Origin of the sequence: Aeromonas sp. s12, from assembly GCF_040907925.1 — a bacterium.
Lineage (GTDB): Bacteria > Pseudomonadota > Gammaproteobacteria > Enterobacterales > Aeromonadaceae > Aeromonas > Aeromonas veronii.
On sequence record NZ_JBFOCT010000034.1, the window covers coordinates 168,407 to 187,151 of the forward strand.

The window sequence follows — 18,745 nt, forward strand, 5'->3', positions numbered from 1 at the left end:
GCCCTTTTTCCCTTGCTTCGTTCGCGCGGTTTGCTGCAATGGCTCTGCTTTTCAGCCGAGCTCCCCCGACCGCACAACCCTCCTCCAATGCCCCTATCCATTTTCACCTTGCCAGACAAATGAAAATCAATATCATTGGCATCCCGCTTTGGCGGGTCAGGCTAATTATAATTAAATCAATATGTTCGAGCCGTCAGGTCGACATCCAAAGAGTCAATATTGAATATGCAGCACCCTCACTTTCGCAGAACGCTGGTCTCGCTGGCACTGCTGGGCACCGGCTTCACTGCCCAGGCCACCGATGAAACCATGACTGTGGTTGGCAAACGCTCCCAGCATCAGGAAGTTGCCACCGCTACCCGGACCAATACGCCAGCCAAGCTGGTTCCCCAGACCATCGACAGCGTCAAGGTCAGCGAGCTGACCGCCTTCGGCCAACCAACGCTGAGTGAAGCCCTGAGCGGCATTCCCGGTGTTAACGCCAGCGGTGATACCCGCTTCGACGGGGTCAATATCCGCGGCTTCAGCGCCAGCAACGACTTCTATCTCGACGGGTTCCGCGACGACATGCAGTACACCCGGGATCTCGGCAATATCGAACGGGTAGAAGTGCTAAAGGGCCCGGCAGCAGTACTCTACGGACGTGGTAGCAGCGGCGGCATCATCAACCGCATCAGCAAAAAACCGCAAAAAGGGCAGGAGTCCAGCGTCACCGCCCGGGTCGGCAGCTTTGACAGCCAGCGGCTAACCGCCGACCTCAATGGCGAGGCGAGTGAGCAGGTGCAACTGCGCCTCAACATGGCGCAAGAGGACAAAGATAGCTTCCGCAACGGCGTGAAGAGCAAGCGCACCCTGCTGGCCCCCTCCGCCAACTGGGAGATCAGCGACAACCTCAACTGGCTGGTGCAGTACGAGCGCAACGAACATGACCGCACCCCGGATCGCGGCATTCCCGGGGTCAATGGCCGTCCGGCCGATGTGCCGCGAGAGTATGTCTACAGCGATACCAGCCGCGACTTCATCGATGACGTGGCACAATCCACCCGCTCACGCCTCTCCTGGGATATCAATGATCAGTGGCAGTTGCGCCAGCAGCTCGGTTACTCCACCCTCGACAGCCAGTTTGACAACACCTATGTCACCAGCGTCAAAGGGGATCAGGTGACCCGCTCCCGCTGGCAGCAGGATCTGAAAGCGAAGAACCTGATCAGCAACACCGAGGCCGAGGGTCTGTTCCAGACCGGCCCGGTGGAACATCGCCTGCTGGTTGGCTTCGAGCAGAACTGGCAGGAGCGCACACCCAAGCTCTACCAGAACGCCACCGCCATCCCGTCTGGCAATCTCTACGATCCGGGCTCACTGCCTACCTACAATGGCGCCATGAAGCTCTCCAGCGACGCCAAACACAAGGTGCGCGGCAATGGCCTCTATCTGCAGGATCAGCTCACCCTGGGTGACTGGCATCTGGTGGGCGGGCTGCGCCGTGACGACTTCACCGTCACCAGTCGCCGCTACGACCTCAACAAGGAGGAGAGCGTCTCGGTCAACAGCCTGAGCCCGCGCCTCGGTCTGGTGTGGAATCCCCTCGAGGATCACGCCTTCTACACCTCCTACAGCAAGACCTTCACTCCGGTGGGCGGCGAGCTGATCGGCATCACCCCGGGCGACAAAAACAACGGGCTGGAACCCCAGCACACCCGCCTCTACGAAGGTGGGGTGAAGAGTGACTGGCTGAACGGCAAGCTGGCGACCACTCTCTCCCTCTATCGACTGGAGATGTACAACAAGCGCACCAAGGATCCGCTGGATCCCACCAAGGTGATCCTCACCGGCCTGCAGCGTACCGAAGGGGTCGAACTGAGCGCCCGCGCCGAGCTGACCGACGAGATCTATCTGCGTGGCGGCTTTGCCATTCAGGATGCGGAGCAGGTCAAGGCGGATGCGGATCTGCAGGGCAAGCGCCCGATGAACGTTTCCCGCCAGAATGGCCAGTTCTATCTCGGCTACAAGAGTGGCGAGCAGGGCTGGTTCGGTGAAACCGGCGTGACGGCGGTGGGCGATCGCTTCGCCGACAACGCCAACACCACCACACTGCCCGGTTACGCCCGCTTCGATGCGCGCGCCGGTTATCGCTGGCAACAGTGGGAAGCCGAGCTGAGCGCCGAGAACCTGACTGACCACGAGTACTTCGTCAGCGCCACCAGTGCCAACCAGATCATGCCGGGCACACCCCGTCAGCTGAGTCTGACCGGTACCTACCGCTTCTGATCTCTGTGACAACCACCCCGACTGGCCAGCCCTTGCTGGCCAGTTCTTTTATGAAATAACCCAGATGAAACGCAGAAGAGTTCCCCTTCACAACAACAAATGGGTACGCCGCCTCCATGCCTGGGCCGGTTTTTTTACCCTCGCCCTGATGCTGATGTACGGCATCACCGGTCTCTGGCTGCAACACCGTGCCGTGTTGCCCATCCCCGGCCCCCACACCGATAAATCGAGTGAAGAGATAGTGCTGGAGGCACCGCTCGCCAGCCCGGAGCAGCTGAAAAGCCTGTTGCAACAGCGCTATCCCGAAACCTTTGCCGACGGGCGAACCATGATCACCCCGGCCCAGACCCTGCCCACCCCGAACGGCCCGCTCACCCTGCCCGCCAAGTGGGAAATGCGCGGCGTCACCCTCAGCCAAAGCGTGGCCGCCAGCTATGTCGAGGGTACCTTGCTGGTACGTACCGACCTGCAGCAAGCCAACTTTGCCGCCAGCCTCAACCGGCTGCACCGCGGCATGGGTACCGGCCTCGGCTGGCAGCTGTTTGGCGATATCGCCGCCCTGGCCCTGCTGCTGCTCGCCCTCACCAGCCTGTTTATGTGGACCAAGCTGCACGGCACACCCAGAGCCATCATCGCGCTGACACTCGCTGGCAGCCTCGGTACCCTGCTGTTTGCCCTGCTGGGATAGCACGGCAACCATGTTCTGATGCAGCAAGGTTTGGAAAAAAACCGCAATAGAAACAGACCGCTGGCGGTGATGCCGTCAGCGGCTATATCAAGGAAATGAAATAACGGAGAGCGGGAAAAGAGAAGGGATACCAAGAGGTAACGGGAAGTACTGCCTGCTCAGCAGCAACGCTGCCAATGCGCAGGAACGCCAAAAAACAAAAGGCCATCATTGCTGATGGCCTTTTGTCATGAATTTGATGGTGCCCGGGGTCGGACTCGAACCGACACGGTTATTCACCGGCGGATTTTGAATCCGCTGCGTCTACCGATTTCGCCACCCGGGCAACTGCGAGGGATTATACGAATGGCGCGATGCCATGCAAGGTGTTTTTCGATTGAACACTCCCGTTTGTTCATTTATTCAACGCCTTGCCGATGCGGGGCCAGTTACATAGAATGCCGCCATCATCTTAATGGAATAAAAACGATGGCCAAGCCTAAAAAAGTCCAACAAAAATCCCCCTCTCCCGCCACTCAGCCATACCCGTCAGCAGGTCTGCTGCGTCGCCTCGGCGCTCTGATTTATGATGCGCTGGTGGTGACTTCGCTGCTGATCATCGCCGGCTTTATCGGCATGGGTGTCGCCAAGCTGTTGCTGGTCACCGGCATGGCCAGCGTACCGGCGGGTGAAGATACCGTCTGGTTGCTTACCCGCCACCACCTGAGCCTGATCTACACCCTGTGGCTCGCCTTCGTCATCTGCGGTTTCTACACCTGGTTCTGGACCCGTGCTGGCCAGACCGTCGGCATGCGCGCCTGGCGGCTGCGCATTCAGAACGAGGATGGCAGCCACATCCGCGTTACCCAGGCGCTGATCCGTCTCGCCACCGCCGCCTTTGGTCTGGGCAACCTGATGTGCCTGTTCAACCGCCAGCGTCCGCGGGCGTTTCAGGATATCTGGGCCGAGTGCGAAGTGATCGTGCTGAGCAAGCAGGAGAATCTGGAATTGCTTAACAAGTAATACCGAAGCAATGCAGCAACGAAAGAGGGCACCAACAGGTGCCCTCTTTGCATTTCCTCATAACCTCGTGCGGGTTACTGCTTGCGGCTGAGGATGTAGAAGGAGATGCCGCCAAACAGCAGGCTGGGCGCAATAGCCGCCAGAATGGGCGGTACCGCATAGACCAGACTGATGGGGCCAAACACCCGATCACTCACATAGACGGCAAAGCCGGTCATGATCCCCATCAGCATCCGTGCCCCCATGCTCACCGAGCGTAGCGGGCCGAAGATGAAGGAGGATGCCAGCAGGATCATCGCCACCACCGAGAGCGGTGACAGTAATTTGCGCCACATCTCCAGCTTGTAGCGACCTGCATCCTGCTTGTTGGCATCGAGATAGCCGATGTAGTCGAGCAGACCGGAGACCGAGAGGTTCTCAGGGTCGATACTTACCACCCCCAGCTGCTTGGGCGTCAGCTCCGAGCTCCACTCCATCTTGTCATGCTGCTCGCTGCGGATCTGCGCGGGATCGTCGAAGCGGGTAACCTGGGTCTGCTTGAGCAGCCAGTGGTGACGCTCAAACACCCCCTCCTGCGCCTGCACCACGTCGATCAGCTTGCGCTCGGGGGTGAAGCGATAGAGGGTGATGCCGGTGAGGGCGCCATCGTTACGCACCCCGTTGATATTGACGAAGTTGTTGCCATCGCGAGCCCACACCCCGTAGGCGGAAACCGTCAAACGACCTTCGGAGAGCGCGCCCGCCTTGATGTCATCTGCCATCCGCTTGGCGATGGGGGCCACATATTCCCCCATCAGCCCCACCATGATCATCAGCGGGATCGCCGTCTTGAGCGCCGCCATTACAATACTGATCTTGGAGCGACCCGCTGCCTGCATCACCACCAGCTCGGAGCTGGTCGCCAGCTGACCCAGACCAATCAGGCCACCTAGCAGCGCGGCCAGCGGGAAGAAGAGCACCGCCTCCTTGGGCATGGAGAGCAGCACATAGTAGAGGGCGTTGATCATGTCGTAATTGCCGTCACCGACCGACTTGAGCTGCTCCACATACTTGATGAGCGCCGCCAGGCCAACCAGCGTGATTTCACACAGCAGGATCGACATGAAAATGACCCTACCGATATATCTATCGAGAATGCCAAACATCAGCAGAAGTTCCTATGTTGCAGCATCATGCTGATTTTCTGTTGAAATAGCGCCCTTTCACCCCGTTCCACCAGCTGGTGCCCTGCAGATTGAGGGGCAGGCCGATAAACAGCAGGTAACCGAGCGGCACCAGGAACATCCCCGGCCAGTAGGGCAGCCGACCGCTGTCAATGGCCGAACGGGCGGCGCTGAGCAGCAGGAAGTAGGAGAGATAGAGCATGATGGCCGGCAACAGCTTGGCGTAGCGCCCCTGACGGGGATTGACCCGCGCCAGCGGTACCACCAGCAGGGTGAGCACCGGAATGGAGAGGGGCAGCGAGATACGCCACTGCAATTCCGCCATCATGGCGTTGTCCTGGGTACCGAACAGTTCCATAGTCGGCTTGGCCGCCGCCTTGCGGTTGGAACGCTCCATCTCCTGCTGACGGATCACCAGACCATATTCGCGAAAATCGGAGATCTGGAACTGCTTGCCGGAGAAGTTCCCTTCGTAGCGGGAGCCATCCATCAGGGTCAGCCACTGCAGACCGTTCTCATCGACCGTCACCACCCCTTCGGTCGCCACCACCACCGAGGGAGGATTGTTCCCCTCCGCCCGCTGCAGCACGAAGATCTTTTGCAGTTTTGAGCCGTTGTCGTTCAAATCCTGGATATAGGCAACCAGACGCCCCTTGTCGAGCTCCATAAAGCGGCCAGCCTGCAGGAAGGAGATACCCGGGTCCGCCTTGAACTCGTCGATCACCTGATACTCGCGCTCCTTCGCCTGCGGGGCGATCCAGCCGGTGTTGAACGCCGCAACCACCGCCGTCAGCAAGGCCAGCAACATGGCGCTGCGCATCACGAAACGGTGGCTGAAGCCGACCGCATGCATCACCGTCATCTCGCTTTCGGCGTAGAGGCGACCATGGGCAAACAAAATGGCTAAAAAGAGACTGATAGGCAGCATCAACAACGCCATATTGGGCAAGTTGAGCAGCAGCAGGGTGGAGACCAGACGTGTCGGCACCTCGCCATCGGCGGCGTCACCGATGATCTTGATAAATTGTTGGCTGACAAAGATAAGCAGCAATACGAATAACACTGCCAGCTGGGTTTTCAGGGTTTCCCTGAACAAATATCGGAAAACGATCACAGTCATTCCCAAGTAAACTTGTGTTTTTAGTCGAATGCCTGAAAAATAGGGCCGTATATTGGATTTTTACCAGTTTGAACTGCGGAGCCTGTGGCTGTTCGCTCCGCCTCTGATACCCCAACAAGCACCGCATTATTCAATAAAAGGTGCCTTTTGTCTTTAGGATGTAGGAGATTCCATGGAGTTCAGTGTAAAGAGTGGCAGTCCAGAGAAGCAACGGAGCGCCTGCGTCGTAGTCGGCGTATTTGAGCCTCGTCGCCTCTCTCCGGTTGCCGAACAACTGGACAAGATCAGCGATGGCTATATCAGTTCGCTGCTGCGCCGGGGCGACCTGGAAGGGAAACCAGGCCAGATGCTGCTGCTGCATCAAGTACCGGGCGTACTCAGCGAGCGCGTACTGCTGGTCGGATGCGGCAAGGAGCGGGAACTCGACGAACGCCAGTACAAGCAGATCATCAACAAGACCATCACCACCCTGAACGAAACCGGCTCCATGGAAGCGGTTTGCTTCCTCACCGAGCTGCACGTCAAGGGTCGGGATACCTATTGGAAGGTGCGCCAGGCGGTAGAAACCACCAAGGCGGGCCTCTACAGCTTCGATCAGTTCAAGACCAACAAGGCCGAGCCACGTCGCCCACTGCGCAAGCTGGTATTCAACGTGCCGACGCGTCGGGAACTGACCATTGGTGAAAAAGCCATCGCTCACGGTCTGGCCGTGGCCAAGGGTGTGCGGGTCTGCCGCGACGTGGCGAACATGCCGCCCAACGTCTGCAACCCGGCCTATCTGGCCTCCCAGGCCCGTCGTCTGGCCGATGCCTACGAGAACATCACCACCAAGGTGGTGGGCGAGCAGGAGATGGCCGAGCTCGGCATGAACTCCTATCTGGCGGTGGCCCGCGGCTCCGACAACGAAGCCATGATGGCCATCATCGAATACAAGGGTCATCCGGATGCCAAGCCCATCGTGCTGGTCGGCAAGGGTCTGACCTTTGACTCCGGCGGCATCTCCATCAAGCCGGCCGATGGCATGGACGAGATGAAGTACGACATGGGTGGCGCCGCCTCTGTGCTCGGTACCATGCATGCGCTGGCCCAGTTGCAACTGCCGATCAACGTCATCGGCGTGCTGGCAGGCTGCGAGAACATGCCGGGTGGCAACGCCTATCGCCCGGGTGACATCCTCACCTCCATGTCCGGCCAGACCATCGAAGTGCTCAACACCGATGCGGAAGGTCGACTGGTGCTGTGTGATGCACTGACCTATGTGGACCGCTTCGATCCGGAAACCGTGATCGACGTGGCGACCCTGACCGGTGCCTGCGTCATCGCGCTGGGCCATCACACCTCGGGTCTGCTGGCCAACCACAACCCGCTGGCCCACGAGCTGCTCAACGCCTCCGAGCAGGCGGGTGATCGCGCCTGGCGTCTGCCGCTGTTCGACGAGTATCAGGAGCAGATCGACAGCCCGTTCGCCGACATGGCCAACATCGGCGGTCGTCCTGCTGGTACCATCACCGCTGCCGCCTTCCTGTCACGCTTCACCAAGAAGTACAACTGGGCCCACCTAGATATCGCCGGGACCGCCTGGAAGAGTGGCAAGGACAAAGGCTCCACCGGTCGTCCGGTGCCCCTGCTGACCCAGTTCCTGCTGAACCGGGCTGGCGTGGATATCGAAGAGAAAGAGTAACTCTCCGGCCCCTGCCGATGGCTGCATCGGAAGGGTTGGCGCTACCCTGAACCACAAGGAAGAGGCCCGCCTCTTCCTTGTTTCATTCTTGAATCAGTGAGCTGCGGACGGGAAACGCCCCGTCAGCCTCATGAGGCGGTCAACAGTCCGTCACCGCAAAACGGGATCAACCTGATGAGCCAAGTGACCTTTTACCTGATGAGCGAACAGGATGACGCGCAGGCCGCTGCGGTCGAGCGACTGGCCTGCACTCTTGCGGCCGAGTCGTGGGGCGCGGGCCATATCTACCTGTTCTGCGACGATGAAGCGCAGGCCCTGCGCCTCGACGAGCTGTTGTGGCAGCTGCCGCCGGAGCGCTTCGTGCCGCACCAGCTGCAAGGCGAAAGCGGCATGGCCCCGGTGGAGATCGGCTATCAGCCACCGAAACGGCGCTACGCCCGCCTCATCAATCTGGCCACTGCGACACCTTTGTTTGCAGGACACTTCGCTCAAGTGGTAGATTTTGTCCCCACTGACGAAACACAAAAGCAGCAAGCCCGCGAGCGCTACAAGCACTATCGCCAGGCAGGCCATACCCTCGAAATGAGGGACCAGCCCGTCCTTGCCGCACCGGATCCGGCGCAGCCCTGACTGCAACCAATTGATCCATAAAGAATCAACACCAGACTCCATCCATCCAGATTACGGCGAGACCATGGAAAAGACTTTTAATCACAACGCCATCGAACAGGCGCTCTATCAGCACTGGGAAGCCCAGGGTTACTTCAAGCCCCACGGCGACACCAGCAAAGACTCCTTCTGCATCATGATCCCGCCGCCGAACGTCACCGGCAGCCTGCACATGGGTCACGCCTTCCAGCAAACCCTGATGGATACCCTGATCCGCTACAACCGCATGCAGGGCAAGAACACCCTGTGGCAGGCAGGTACCGACCACGCCGGTATCGCCACCCAGATGGTAGTCGAGCGCAAGATCGCCGCAGAAGAGGGCAAGACTCGCCACGATTACGGCCGTGATGCCTTCATCGACAAGATTTGGCAGTGGAAGGAAGAGTCCGGTGGCACCATCACCCGCCAGATGCGCCGTCTGGGCGACTCCGTGGATTGGGAGCGCGAGCGCTTCACCATGGATGAGGGTCTCTCCGCCGCCGTGCAGGAAGTGTTTGTTCGTCTTTACGAAGATGGCCTGATGTACCGCGGCAAGCGTCTGGTTAACTGGGATCCGAAACTCAACACCGCCATCTCCGATCTGGAAGTGGAAAACCGCGAGATCAAGGGCCACATGTGGCACCTGCGCTATCCGCTGGCCAACGGCGCCAAGACCGCCGAAGGCAAGGATTACCTGATCGTCGCCACCACCCGTCCGGAGACCATGCTGGGCGATACCGCCGTGGCCGTGAACCCGGAAGACCCGCGTTACAAGGCGCTGATCGGCCAGCACATCCTGCTGCCGCTGGTGAACCGTCTGATCCCCATCGTCGCCGACGAACACGCCGACATGGAGAAGGGCACAGGTTGCGTGAAGATCACCCCTGCCCACGACTTCAACGATAACGAAGTGGGCAAGCGCCACAGCTTGCCGATGATCAACATCTTCACCCTGGACGCCCACGTGCGTGCCGAGGCCGAAGTTGTCGACACCAACGGCAACCCGAGCACCGCCTACGATGCAGCCCTGCCGAGCGAATTCGCCGGTCTGGAGCGCTTCGCCGCCCGCAAGGCGATTCTGGCCAAGCTCGAAGAGCTGGGTCTGCTGGACGAGATCAAGGATCACGTGCTGCAACAGCCGTACGGCGATCGCGGTGGCGTGCCCATCGAGCCGATGCTGACCGACCAGTGGTACGTGCGCGTGGCTCCGATGGCCAAGACCGCCATCGAGGCGGTGGAAGATGGCCGCATCCAGTTCGTGCCGAAGCAGTACGAAAACATGTACTTCTCCTGGATGCGCGACATTCAGGACTGGTGCGTTTCCCGTCAACTGTGGTGGGGTCACCGTATCCCGGCATGGTATGACGACGCCGGCAACGTCTACGTTGGCCGCAGCGAAGACGAAGTGCGCGCCAAGCACAGCATCCCGGCCGTAACCGTACTGCGTCAGGACGAAGACGTGCTCGACACCTGGTTCAGCTCCGCCCTGTGGACCTTCTCCACCCTGGGCTGGCCGAACAACACCGAGGCACTCAAGACCTTCCACCCGACCGACGTGCTGATGAGCGGCTTCGACATCATCTTCTTCTGGATTGCCCGGATGATCATGATGACCATGCACTTCATCAAGGACGAAAACGGCCAGCCGCAAGTCCCGTTCAAGACCGTCTACATCACTGGCCTTATCCGTGACGAAGAGGGCCAGAAGATGTCCAAGTCCAAGGGCAACGTGCTGGACCCCCTCGACATGATCGACGGTATCTCGCTGGAAGATCTGCTGGAGAAGCGCACCGGCAACATGATGCAGCCGCAGATGGCCGAGAAGATCGCCAAGCGTACTGCCAAGCAGTTCCCGGAAGGGATCGATGCCCACGGTACCGACGCCCTGCGCTTCACTCTGGCCGCGCTGGCCTCTACCGGTCGTGACATCAACTGGGACATGAAGCGCCTGGATGGCTACAACAACTTCTGCAACAAGTTGTGGAACGCCTCCCGCTATGTGCTGATGAACACCGAAGATCAGGATTGCGGCTTCTCTTCGCAAGGGAATGGCGGCGAGATGCAGTTCAGTCTGGCGGACCGCTGGATCCAGTCTCAGCTACAAGTGGCCATCCGTGACTTCCGTACCGCCCTCGATACCTACCGCTTCGACATCGCGGCTGGCGTGCTGTACGAATTTATCTGGAACCAGTTCTGTGACTGGTATCTGGAGCTGACCAAGCCGGTGCTGACCAAGGGTTCCGAGGCCGAGCAGCGCGCTGCCCGCCATACCCTGGTGACCGTGCTGGAAACCCTGCTGCGTCTGGCACACCCGATCATCCCGTTCATCACCGAGACCATCTGGAAATCGGTCGCCCCGCTGGCTGGCGTACACGCCGACACCATCATGATTCAGGCTTTCCCGGAGTTCGACGCCGCCAAGGTGGACGAAGCCGCGATGGCGGATCAGGAGTGGGTGAAGGAGTTCATCGTCAGCATCCGCAACATCCGTGCCGAGATGAACGTGGCCCCGAGCGTGCCCCTGAACGTGCTGCTCCAGTGCGATGCCAAGGATGCCCAGCGCGCCGCCGACAACGAGGCCTTCCTCAAGTCGCTGGCCCGTCTGGAGTCTATCCGCGTACTTAGCGAAGGTGAAGTGGCTCCCCTGTCAGTGAAGAAGCTGATCGGCGCTACCGAGCTGATGATCCCGATGGCCGGTCTCATCGACAAGGATGCCGAACTGGCCCGTCTGGCCAAAGAGGTTGCCCGTCTGGTGGGCGAGTGCGGCCGCATCGAAGGCAAGCTTGGCAACGAAGCCTTCGTCGCCAAGGCGCCGGAAGCGGTCATCGCCAAAGAGCGCGAGAAGCTGGAAGATTACCGTCTTCAGCTGACCAAGCTGGAAGCCCAGCAGGCCGAAATCGCCGCGCTGTAAGCACCGCCTCAACCGATACAACAAAGCCCCCTGCCAAGGGGGCTTTTTCATATCCGCGCTCCCCGCTTCAGCTCATCAGCAACCAGCCGCAAAAACCGAGATAGAACAGACCAACCCGCGCCAGCCGTCCGGCGGTCATGGTTCCCTTTCTGAACCCCCACCAGAGCAACCCCACCGCCAGCAGGGTCACCAGCGAGGAGGCCATCATGGCACCATCCAGCAACCAGGGGGTGAAGAGCAAGCAGAAGGCCTTGGGGATAGTGCCCTGGATCATCATGGCCCCGGAGATATTGGCCAGCGCCAGCCGATTCTTGCCCTGTCGCACCCAGATCAGCACGTTCATCAGCTCCGGCATCTCGGTCGCCACCGGACTCAGCAGCAGGGCCGCCAGCACCGGCGAGAGGCCAAACAGCTCGCCCATGCTCTCCAGCTGATGGACAAACAGCTGGGCCGCCAGCGCTACCACCACCAACGCAGCCAGCGTCTGCAGCAACACCTTGCCAAGGGGCGGGATCCCCGCATCGGGTGCCAATTTGAGGGGCTCCGGCAGCTCGACTTCGTGACTGTCACTCTGTTTCAGCTCACGCCTTACATAGACGAGGTAGACCAGCAGGAAGAGCGGGGCCAGCCAGCTCTTGCCGGTAAAGGCGATCAGACCCAGTACAGTGGCCACCAGAAAGATACCCATAAACCAGCGCTGATCCCGGCCAATCTCGCGCTGCACCTCGCCGTCGATGGCCCGTTCGGTACGGCTCATGCAAAGCAGCAGGGTGAGGCCGACCGCTGCATAGCCGATGGTGGCCAACACCAGCGGCCCGCCAAGGGCGGCACCGATGCCGATCTCCTGCTGGGCGGTTGTGTTGCCCATCAGCAGAGCGGTCAGGGTGACGATACACTCGGGCAGCGCCGTACCCAGTGCCGCCAGCAGGGAACCGGTGGCGCTTTGGGAGAGTTTGAAGTGGTGGCCGGTCCACTCGATGCCATTGACGAAATATTCGCAGGCAAGGTAGATGGTGACCGCAGAGACGAGAAATAACAGCAGGATAATCAACATAATAGATACCGCCAGGCGAGCAGAATAACCGATGGACCCGACATGGCTCGCCCGGCTGGCGTGCATATCGAGGCCAAAGGTCTTGCAGAGCGATAGCGCCTATCGCCGCCCATGCCATGGATGCGAGGATCCAAGAGTGTTGACATGGGCCCGGCCCGGAATGCGGGCGGGTTGCTACTCCCCAATGACTGAGGGGACGTTTTAGCAACTCGACCGCCGTCTCACAAGGCAAATTAATGACAACTCATTCAATAAGTTGTAAGGGAATGTAACCTCGCCAGCCCCTCCTCCCCACCGCCATTGCGCTGTTGGCACACTGATTGCTCTAGGTAGTTCACTATCCACAACAGTTTGGGAAGGATGAACAATGAAACGGTGGATCCAACATTTCTATCAACTGAACCGCCTCAATTGGCTGATGGTCTGGTTGTTGCTCTGCTGCAGCATCATTCTGCTGTTTCCGGCCGGGCTGATGAAGGGGGCCGTCAGCCAGTGGGCTGCGGATCATGCGGCCTGGCTGGGAGTCGGCATGCTGATCGCCATCTCCTACTTCTGCAGTCAGGGCTTCCTGATCGCCTGGGAGTGGGCATGCGAAGAGTGGCAGGCGCGCCGTCAGCAGGACCAGCTGGCCCAGATGATCGGCTTCCTCGACTTCAACGAGAAGGCGGTGCTGCGCGAGTTCGTGCTGCAGCGTAAAAGCGTCATAAACTTGCCGATCACCGAGCCCGCCGTCAAAAACCTGATGGATGCCGGCGTCCTCACCTACGCCTACGGCAAGCCGACCCGGGAGAAGGATGACGAGAACCAGATCCGCGCCCTGATGATCGCCCTGCCCGCCCGACCGCTGCTCACCTACAAGGTGCTGGGGCTGTCGCGCGGCAAGATGAGCGACGAGCAGGTGGAACAGATCATGAACGCCCGTCCCAAGTTCGCCCAGAAGGGGTTCCAGCGCTAACCGCCGCCCTATCCGCCAGATGCAAAAGAGCCGGACACTGTCCGGCTCTCTAATTTCTGCGCGACGTTCTGTACCATCCCTTACGTCTTGTTGTGCCCTACCCCTTCAGACTGGAGCAAAAGCTGACATCGTCCTGCACCGGATCATCGCTCATGCTGTGATAGAGCTCGAAGCAGGGACCATTGCCAAACTCCAGCCCGGCAGCAACGATGTCGCCGATATGTTCCTGCCAACGCGGGCCATACTGACTGCGGTCGGTAATAAGATAACGGGACTGGGCGTAACGACCGGCGGGAATAAGCTGGATCTCGACCGCTCCCATCCCCACCGTCCCCGCAGGCACCGTCACCCCGATGTCAGTGCGACACTGGGCTGGCGGAGTCACCTCGGGGTTATCGTGATAGATGAAGATCCACTCCCCACCTTCCAGACCGCGGGCGCTGGCCCACTGATGCAGCTGGCTGCAGACGGGGTCATACCCCTCGCCATAGGGGCCGGTGACACGCATATAGGCCAGAGTACGGGCGTCCATCTCGATGATTTTCATGGTATTGCTCCTTGCAGATGAGTGACCCTCAGCATAAGGATTCAGCTTCACAAATGCGTGTCCATCCTTGCTCATCAAGTGTCCATTCTTGCTCTTGTCGCGGCGAAACTCTCCCGGCGTGCAACCATAGTAACGGCGAAATACCTTGGCAAACGCCTGGGAGCTGGCGAGCCCCGCCCCCAACGCAATGGCCGTGACACTGGCATCGGTATAGCAGAGCTGCCAAGCAGCCCGCTGGATGCGCAGACGACGACACATCTCCCCGGGCGTCTCCCCCGCCACAGCCGTAAACACCCGGTGAAAATGGTAGAAAGACAAGCAGGCACTGCTTGCCAGCGTTTCGATGGAGAGATCGGGATTCTGCTCCAGCGCCCGGATCACCGGACGCAATCTGGCCTGATAATCGACCATGCCGTTAGCGACTGGCGCCCCCCGCGACTCTGGCCATATAGAACACATCCACATAGCGCCCCTGGCGGAAGGCATAGTCGCGAGCCCGCCCCTCCTCCACAAAGCCAAACTTGCGATAGAGCGCCAGCGCCGCTTCGTTATCGACAAAAACCGTCAGTTCAATCCGGTGCAGGTTGAGCCAGTTATCGGCCAGATCCAGCGCCGCGGCCATCAGGGCAGAGCCAACCCCCTTGCCGGCCCAGTCATCCCGCACTCCCATGCCAATCCCGGCCACATGCTTGCGTCTGGGATTGGGCTCCACATGCAATGAGATCTGACCCACCAGCCTCCCATCGGCCTCCGCCACCAAGGCGACCACATCACCGTTCTCCAACCGCTTTTGCCACTGGCTAAGGGGAGGTGTGGGCAGGTGCAGAGTGCCCGCCTGGGCATTGGGCATGGCGTAGAGATCCCGCAAGGCGGGGGCATCGGCGGGTTCGGCATGACGGATAGTAATCTGCATATGAGGCTCCTTCTCGAAGCCACCATCATGCAATATCCGGCGCGGTTACACATCCCCTACCCACACCCATTTGTCTTGCCTATCAAAGGACGAGGAAAGGCCCATTGGCCGAGCACGGCGCAGATCCGTAGGCTGACCCCATATCAACAAGGAGAGAAGCCATGACTGACAAGACCCTGCACAGCGCCAACGGCGCCCCCGTCGTCGACAACAACAACAGCCTCACCGCCGGTCCGCGCGGCCCCATCCTGATGCAAGATATCTGGTTGATGGAGAAACTCGCCCACTTCGACCGCGAGCGCATTCCCGAGCGGGTGGTTCACGCTAAGGGCTCGGGCGCCTACGGCACCTTTACCGTGACCCACGACATCAGCCAGTTCAGCAAGGCCGATCTGTTCAGCGCCATCGGCAAGCAGACCCCGGTCTTCCTGCGCTTCTCCACCGTGGCCGGTGAGAAAGGGGCCGCCGATGCCGAACGCGATGTGCGCGGCTTCGCCCTCAAGTTCTATACCGAGCAGGGCAACTGGGATCTGGTGGGCAACAACACCCCGGTCTTTTTCATCCGCGATCCGCTGAAATTCCCTGACTTCATCCACACCCAGAAGCGGGATCCGCGCACCAACCTGCGCAGCGCCACCGCAGCCTGGGACTTCTGGTCACGCCATCCGGAATCCCTGCATCAGGTCACCATACTGTTCAGCGATCGCGGCATCCCCAAGAGCCTGCGGGAGATGAACGGCTACGGCAGCCACACCTTCAGCTTTATCAACGATGCCAACGAGCGCTTCTGGGTCAAGTTCCACTTCAAGACCGAGCAGGGCCACAGCTTCTACACCGATGAAGAGGCCGCCACCGCCGTCGGGCAGGATCGGGAGACCAGTCAGGCGGATCTGTTCAATGCCATCGAGCGGGGCGACTTCCCGCGCTGGAAGGTCTATGTGCAGGTGATGCCGGAGGCCGACGCCCAGACTTACAACATCCACCCGTTCGACCTCACCAAGGTGTGGCCGCACAGCGACTACCCGTTGATCCCGGTCGGCGTGCTGGAGCTCAACCAGAACCCGGACAACTACTTTGCCCATGTGGAGCAGGCGGCGTTCACCCCGGCCAACGTGGTGCCCGGTATCGGCTTCTCGCCGGATCGCATGTTGCAAGGGCGACTCTTCTCCTACGGCGACACCCAGCGCTATCGCCTCGGCGTCAACCACGGTCTGCTGCCGGTCAACGCCCCGCGCTGCCCGTTCCATCACGGTGCCCATCGTGACGGTGCCATGCGGGCCGACAGCAACGGCGGCGCCAGTCCTAACTACCAGCCGAACCGCTTCGGCACCCAGCAGCCGAGCGAGCAGCACGAGCCGGCGCTGAGTCTGGAAGGGGCTGCCCTGCACTACGATTTTCGCGACTACGACAGCGACTACTACAGCCAGCCGGGCAACCTGTTCCGCATCATGGACGAGGGGCAGCGCTCGCGCCTCGCCGCCAACCTGGCCCGTTCCCTCATCAATGTGGAGGATGACGCCATCGTCGCGGCCCAGCTCAAACACTTCGAGCAGGCCGACCCCGAGTACGCCAAACGAGTCGAACTGGCACTGGCCGCCTTGCAGCGCTAAGCCGCAAGCAGGCAACATCTGCAAAAACAAAACGGGGGCCTGATGGCCCCCGTTCTCGTCATGACGGTATTTGATAAATAAAAAAACAGAGCCCAAGGCTCTGTTTTCACTGCTGTATCAATCCCGGACGGAACGCGCTTCGCGCTCTTCCCGCTCCCTTGCCAACAGGCGTTTGTACCACCAGCTACTGCGACGACGTTGTGCATTGGAAGAGCGACGAGCCATTTCTTAGGTTCCAGCCAAGAGAAGAAAGGAGCTGCATTATGCGACAGGGATCACGTCCATGTCTTTAGCTGGATCAAGAAAAGCCTCACTGACCCACGGAAATCGTCTTCTGATCTTTTGCCCCCCGGGTGGCAGGCAACACCACCGCAGGAGAGCGCCAGGCCAACGGGCCATTGCTCTCGAGGTCGTTCTGCGGGCCGCACTCCAGCCAGATATCTCCCTGCAGAATGCGGGCCCCTTCGGAATATTTCTGATCCGCAAACCAGCAGACCCGCTCGGGCAATGAGCCCAGCGGCAACACCAGCTCGGGACTGGCAGACTCGCCCACCACAGTGGTTTTGGACGCAGCCAGAGCGGGGGTGAGCCAGAGGGAGGCCAGCAGGCAGAGCAGTACATTTTTCATGAGGGGGATCCTGTTGCGATGGGAGGCACTCTCGAAGAGTCGACCAGCCCCGTGGTTTACTTGACTGACAATCATACTGCCTGCTGGCATTGTGGAACCAATATGGTAGCCTGCCAGCGCCTGCGGGCAGTCTCTCGCTGCCACGCGCAAACTTCCGGTGAATTTGTCACGTCCTGACAAAATATAACCTTATTTATCAAATCGTTATTTGGATATTATCCCAATGCGTATCATGCCGTTGCTTCAGGCGGCCTGCCTGAGCCTGATGTTGTCCGCCTGCGTTGCCCCATTGCTGATGATGAGCCCCACCAGCCAGCTGATGTGGGCCCTGCTCAAGCCGCTGGTCGGCTTTGACCCGAACGAGGTCAATCTGTTCGAACAACCCCTGATCAAGGATCGGATGACCGCCATCCTTGGCCCCAACTACGACAGCACCATGCAATTGCTCAAGACTGCCGACAAGTTACAGCAGGAGGGGCCGCTTTTCTATGTGGTCTCCGAGTATGCGCCGGTGCCGGATATCGCCAAGCAGGCGGGGATGGTGTGGAACTCGCAAACCAACCAGATATCGGTATTGCTGCAAAAAGGGGATGGCACCACCCTGACCTTCGGCGAAAATCTGGCGGGTACGGCACCGACCTGGCCAACCGCCATGCAGGGCTGGCAGACCCCCACCAGCCAGCTCACCCCGGCGGCCAATGCCCTGACCGGTACGGCAACCAGTCAGAGTGGCACCTCCCCCTTCTCCCTTGGCAACGCGCTGGGCACAGTGACCCGCGGCGTCACCGGCTCGCTGACCAACAGTGCAAGTCAGGCTATCAGCGGCGCAGCCGCCAACGCCACAGGGCAGGCCACCCAAGCGGTAAGCCAAAGCGCGACCGATCTGACCCGTAGTGCAACCACCGCTGTCACTGCGCCAGCTAAGCAAGCGGTGAGCAGTGCCGCTGCGACTGCAACTCAAGAAGCGACCAAGGCTGTTGCCGTTCCTGCCAAGCAAGTAGTCAGCAGCGCCACTGCGACCGCGGCGCAAGAAGCTACCAAGGCCGTTGCTGCTCCTGCCAAACAAGCCGTCAACAGCGCCGCTGCGACCGCGACCCAAGAAGCCACCAAGGCTGTTACCGATCCGGCCAAACAGGCCGTCAGCAGCGCCACTGCAACCGCGGCCCAAGAAGCCACCAAGGCCGTTGCCGCTCCGGCCAAACAGGCCATCAGCAGCGCCGCTGCGACCGTGACCCAAGAAGCCACCAAGGCTGTTACCGCTCCTGCCAAACAGGCCGTCAGCAGTGCCGCTGCGACCGCGACGCAAGAAGCCACCAAAGCCTTTGCCGCGCCTGCCAAACAGGCAGTCAGCAGTGCTGCCGCTACCGTGACGCAAGAGGCAACCAAGGCCGTTACCGATCCGGCCAAACAGGCTGTCAGTGCCGCATCCCATACGGCCGGAGAGAGCGTCGCCGATGCCGCCAGAGCGGCGGAAGCCAAGGCGCGCGCCAAGGCAGAGGCGGAGATGGAAGCCCTGCTCAAATAAACCGACAGGCCACCGCAAGGTGGCCTGTTTTT

Annotated in this window: 15 protein-coding genes, 1 tRNA gene and 1 riboswitch; of the genes, 9 read left to right on the forward strand and 7 right to left on the reverse strand. The window is 60.2% G+C overall.

Features of this window, described 5'->3' with window-relative positions; all coding sequences use genetic code 11:
- Positions 1-225: 225 nt before the first annotated feature.
- Together AB5Y67_RS17015 and AB5Y67_RS17020 are read left to right on the forward strand one after the other, a co-directional pair.
- Positions 226-2,268 (forward strand): TonB-dependent siderophore receptor, encoded by a 2,043-nt coding sequence (locus AB5Y67_RS17015; RefSeq protein WP_199428742.1) that lies wholly within the window; start codon positions 226-228, stop codon positions 2,266-2,268.
- 64 nt (positions 2,269-2,332) lie between these two features.
- Positions 2,333-2,956: a PepSY-associated TM helix domain-containing protein gene (locus AB5Y67_RS17020; RefSeq protein WP_158113310.1), complete on the forward strand. Its 624-nt coding sequence runs from the start codon at positions 2,333-2,335 to the stop codon at positions 2,954-2,956.
- Between the two features lie 239 nt (positions 2,957-3,195).
- On the opposite strand, the gene AB5Y67_RS17025 is transcribed toward AB5Y67_RS17020, so the two are convergent.
- A tRNA-Leu gene (locus tag AB5Y67_RS17025) sits at positions 3,196-3,281 on the reverse strand.
- Positions 3,282-3,424: 143 nt separating this feature from the next.
- On the opposite strand from AB5Y67_RS17025, the gene AB5Y67_RS17030 reads away from it, so the two are divergent.
- A complete protein-coding gene (locus tag AB5Y67_RS17030) occupies positions 3,425-3,958 on the forward strand; it encodes an RDD family protein (RefSeq protein ID WP_005336420.1) in 534 nt (177 codons plus the stop codon).
- A gap of 74 nt (positions 3,959-4,032) precedes the next feature.
- Here AB5Y67_RS17030 and lptG read toward each other — a convergent pair whose 3' ends face one another.
- Positions 4,033-5,103, reverse strand: coding sequence for an LPS export ABC transporter permease LptG (gene lptG, locus AB5Y67_RS17035; RefSeq protein WP_021231808.1), 1,071 nt, complete (start codon positions 5,101-5,103; stop codon positions 4,033-4,035).
- Between the two features lie 25 nt (positions 5,104-5,128).
- Positions 5,129-6,241 carry an LPS export ABC transporter permease LptF gene (gene lptF / locus AB5Y67_RS17040; RefSeq protein WP_043821844.1) on the reverse strand — a complete coding sequence of 371 codons (1,113 nt, stop codon included), beginning with the start codon at positions 6,239-6,241 and terminating at the stop codon, positions 5,129-5,131.
- 172 nt (positions 6,242-6,413) lie between these two features.
- Here lptF and pepA point away from each other — a divergent pair, with 172 nt between their 5' ends.
- The 3 genes from pepA (at position 6,414) to AB5Y67_RS17055 (ending at position 11,481) form a co-directional block, all read left to right on the forward strand.
- Positions 6,414-7,922 carry a leucyl aminopeptidase gene (gene pepA, locus AB5Y67_RS17045; protein ID WP_199428330.1) on the forward strand — a complete coding sequence of 503 codons (1,509 nt, stop codon included), beginning with the start codon at positions 6,414-6,416 and terminating at the stop codon, positions 7,920-7,922.
- A 174-nt stretch (positions 7,923-8,096) separates the two neighbouring features.
- Complete coding sequence (locus AB5Y67_RS17050; RefSeq protein WP_199428331.1) at positions 8,097-8,552, forward strand: DNA polymerase III subunit chi; 456 nt, start codon at positions 8,097-8,099, stop codon at positions 8,550-8,552.
- A gap of 64 nt (positions 8,553-8,616) precedes the next feature.
- Positions 8,617-11,481 (forward strand): valine--tRNA ligase, encoded by a 2,865-nt coding sequence (locus AB5Y67_RS17055; RefSeq protein ID WP_199428332.1) that lies wholly within the window; start codon positions 8,617-8,619, stop codon positions 11,479-11,481.
- A 67-nt stretch (positions 11,482-11,548) separates the two neighbouring features.
- Here AB5Y67_RS17055 and AB5Y67_RS17060 read toward each other — a convergent pair whose 3' ends face one another.
- Complete coding sequence (locus tag AB5Y67_RS17060; RefSeq protein WP_199428333.1) at positions 11,549-12,535, reverse strand: sodium:calcium antiporter; 987 nt, start codon at positions 12,533-12,535, stop codon at positions 11,549-11,551.
- Between the two features lie 88 nt (positions 12,536-12,623).
- A riboswitch (yybP-ykoY riboswitch) is annotated at positions 12,624-12,730 on the reverse strand.
- A 172-nt stretch (positions 12,731-12,902) separates the two neighbouring features.
- Between AB5Y67_RS17060 and AB5Y67_RS17065 the strand changes: the two genes are divergently transcribed.
- Complete coding sequence (locus AB5Y67_RS17065) at positions 12,903-13,490, forward strand: superinfection exclusion B family protein (protein WP_005336432.1); 588 nt, start codon at positions 12,903-12,905, stop codon at positions 13,488-13,490.
- Between the two features lie 97 nt (positions 13,491-13,587).
- On the opposite strand, the gene AB5Y67_RS17070 is transcribed toward AB5Y67_RS17065, so the two are convergent.
- Both AB5Y67_RS17070 and AB5Y67_RS17075 read right to left on the reverse strand, forming a co-directional pair.
- Complete coding sequence (locus AB5Y67_RS17070) at positions 13,588-14,448, reverse strand: GyrI-like domain-containing protein (RefSeq protein WP_139748331.1); 861 nt, start codon at positions 14,446-14,448, stop codon at positions 13,588-13,590.
- Between the two features lie 4 nt (positions 14,449-14,452).
- Positions 14,453-14,950: a GNAT family N-acetyltransferase gene (locus tag AB5Y67_RS17075; RefSeq protein ID WP_139748323.1), complete on the reverse strand. Its 498-nt coding sequence runs from the start codon at positions 14,948-14,950 to the stop codon at positions 14,453-14,455.
- Positions 14,951-15,111: 161 nt separating this feature from the next.
- On the opposite strand from AB5Y67_RS17075, the gene AB5Y67_RS17080 reads away from it, so the two are divergent.
- A complete protein-coding gene (locus tag AB5Y67_RS17080; RefSeq protein WP_076494647.1) occupies positions 15,112-16,560 on the forward strand; it encodes a catalase in 1,449 nt (482 codons plus the stop codon).
- A 310-nt stretch (positions 16,561-16,870) separates the two neighbouring features.
- Here the strand turns inward: AB5Y67_RS17080 and AB5Y67_RS17085 are convergent, their stop codons facing one another.
- Positions 16,871-17,188 carry a YnjH family protein gene (locus AB5Y67_RS17085; RefSeq protein WP_150389878.1) on the reverse strand — a complete coding sequence of 106 codons (318 nt, stop codon included), beginning with the start codon at positions 17,186-17,188 and terminating at the stop codon, positions 16,871-16,873.
- 223 nt (positions 17,189-17,411) lie between these two features.
- Here AB5Y67_RS17085 and AB5Y67_RS17090 point away from each other — a divergent pair, with 223 nt between their 5' ends.
- Positions 17,412-18,713 (forward strand): hypothetical protein, encoded by a 1,302-nt coding sequence (locus AB5Y67_RS17090; protein ID WP_199428334.1) that lies wholly within the window; start codon positions 17,412-17,414, stop codon positions 18,711-18,713.
- The last annotated feature ends 32 nt before the right edge of the window (positions 18,714-18,745 follow it).

Bases quoted from the DNA above. Each gene is read 5' to 3' on its own strand.
- AB5Y67_RS17060 (WP_199428333.1), bottom strand. From the start codon at position 12,535: ATGTTGATTATCCTGCTGTTATTTCTCGTCTCTGCGGTCACCATCTAC.
- AB5Y67_RS17015 (WP_199428742.1), top strand. From the start codon at position 226: ATGCAGCACCCTCACTTTCGCAGAACGCTGGTCTCGCTGGCACTGCTG.
- AB5Y67_RS17030 (WP_005336420.1), top strand. From the start codon at position 3,425: ATGGCCAAGCCTAAAAAAGTCCAACAAAAATCCCCCTCTCCCGCCACT.
- lptG (WP_021231808.1), bottom strand. From the start codon at position 5,103: ATGTTTGGCATTCTCGATAGATATATCGGTAGGGTCATTTTCATGTCG.
- AB5Y67_RS17090 (WP_199428334.1), top strand. From the start codon at position 17,412: ATGCGTATCATGCCGTTGCTTCAGGCGGCCTGCCTGAGCCTGATGTTG.
- pepA (WP_199428330.1), top strand. From the start codon at position 6,414: ATGGAGTTCAGTGTAAAGAGTGGCAGTCCAGAGAAGCAACGGAGCGCC.
- AB5Y67_RS17050 (WP_199428331.1), top strand. From the start codon at position 8,097: ATGAGCCAAGTGACCTTTTACCTGATGAGCGAACAGGATGACGCGCAG.
- lptF (WP_043821844.1), bottom strand. From the start codon at position 6,241: ATGACTGTGATCGTTTTCCGATATTTGTTCAGGGAAACCCTGAAAACC.
- AB5Y67_RS17070 (WP_139748331.1), bottom strand. From the start codon at position 14,448: ATGGTCGATTATCAGGCCAGATTGCGTCCGGTGATCCGGGCGCTGGAG.
- AB5Y67_RS17075 (WP_139748323.1), bottom strand. From the start codon at position 14,950: ATGCAGATTACTATCCGTCATGCCGAACCCGCCGATGCCCCCGCCTTG.
- AB5Y67_RS17065 (WP_005336432.1), top strand. From the start codon at position 12,903: ATGAAACGGTGGATCCAACATTTCTATCAACTGAACCGCCTCAATTGG.
- AB5Y67_RS17080 (WP_076494647.1), top strand. From the start codon at position 15,112: ATGACTGACAAGACCCTGCACAGCGCCAACGGCGCCCCCGTCGTCGAC.
- AB5Y67_RS17055 (WP_199428332.1), top strand. From the start codon at position 8,617: ATGGAAAAGACTTTTAATCACAACGCCATCGAACAGGCGCTCTATCAG.
- AB5Y67_RS17020 (WP_158113310.1), top strand. From the start codon at position 2,333: ATGAAACGCAGAAGAGTTCCCCTTCACAACAACAAATGGGTACGCCGC.
- AB5Y67_RS17085 (WP_150389878.1), bottom strand. From the start codon at position 17,188: ATGAAAAATGTACTGCTCTGCCTGCTGGCCTCCCTCTGGCTCACCCCC.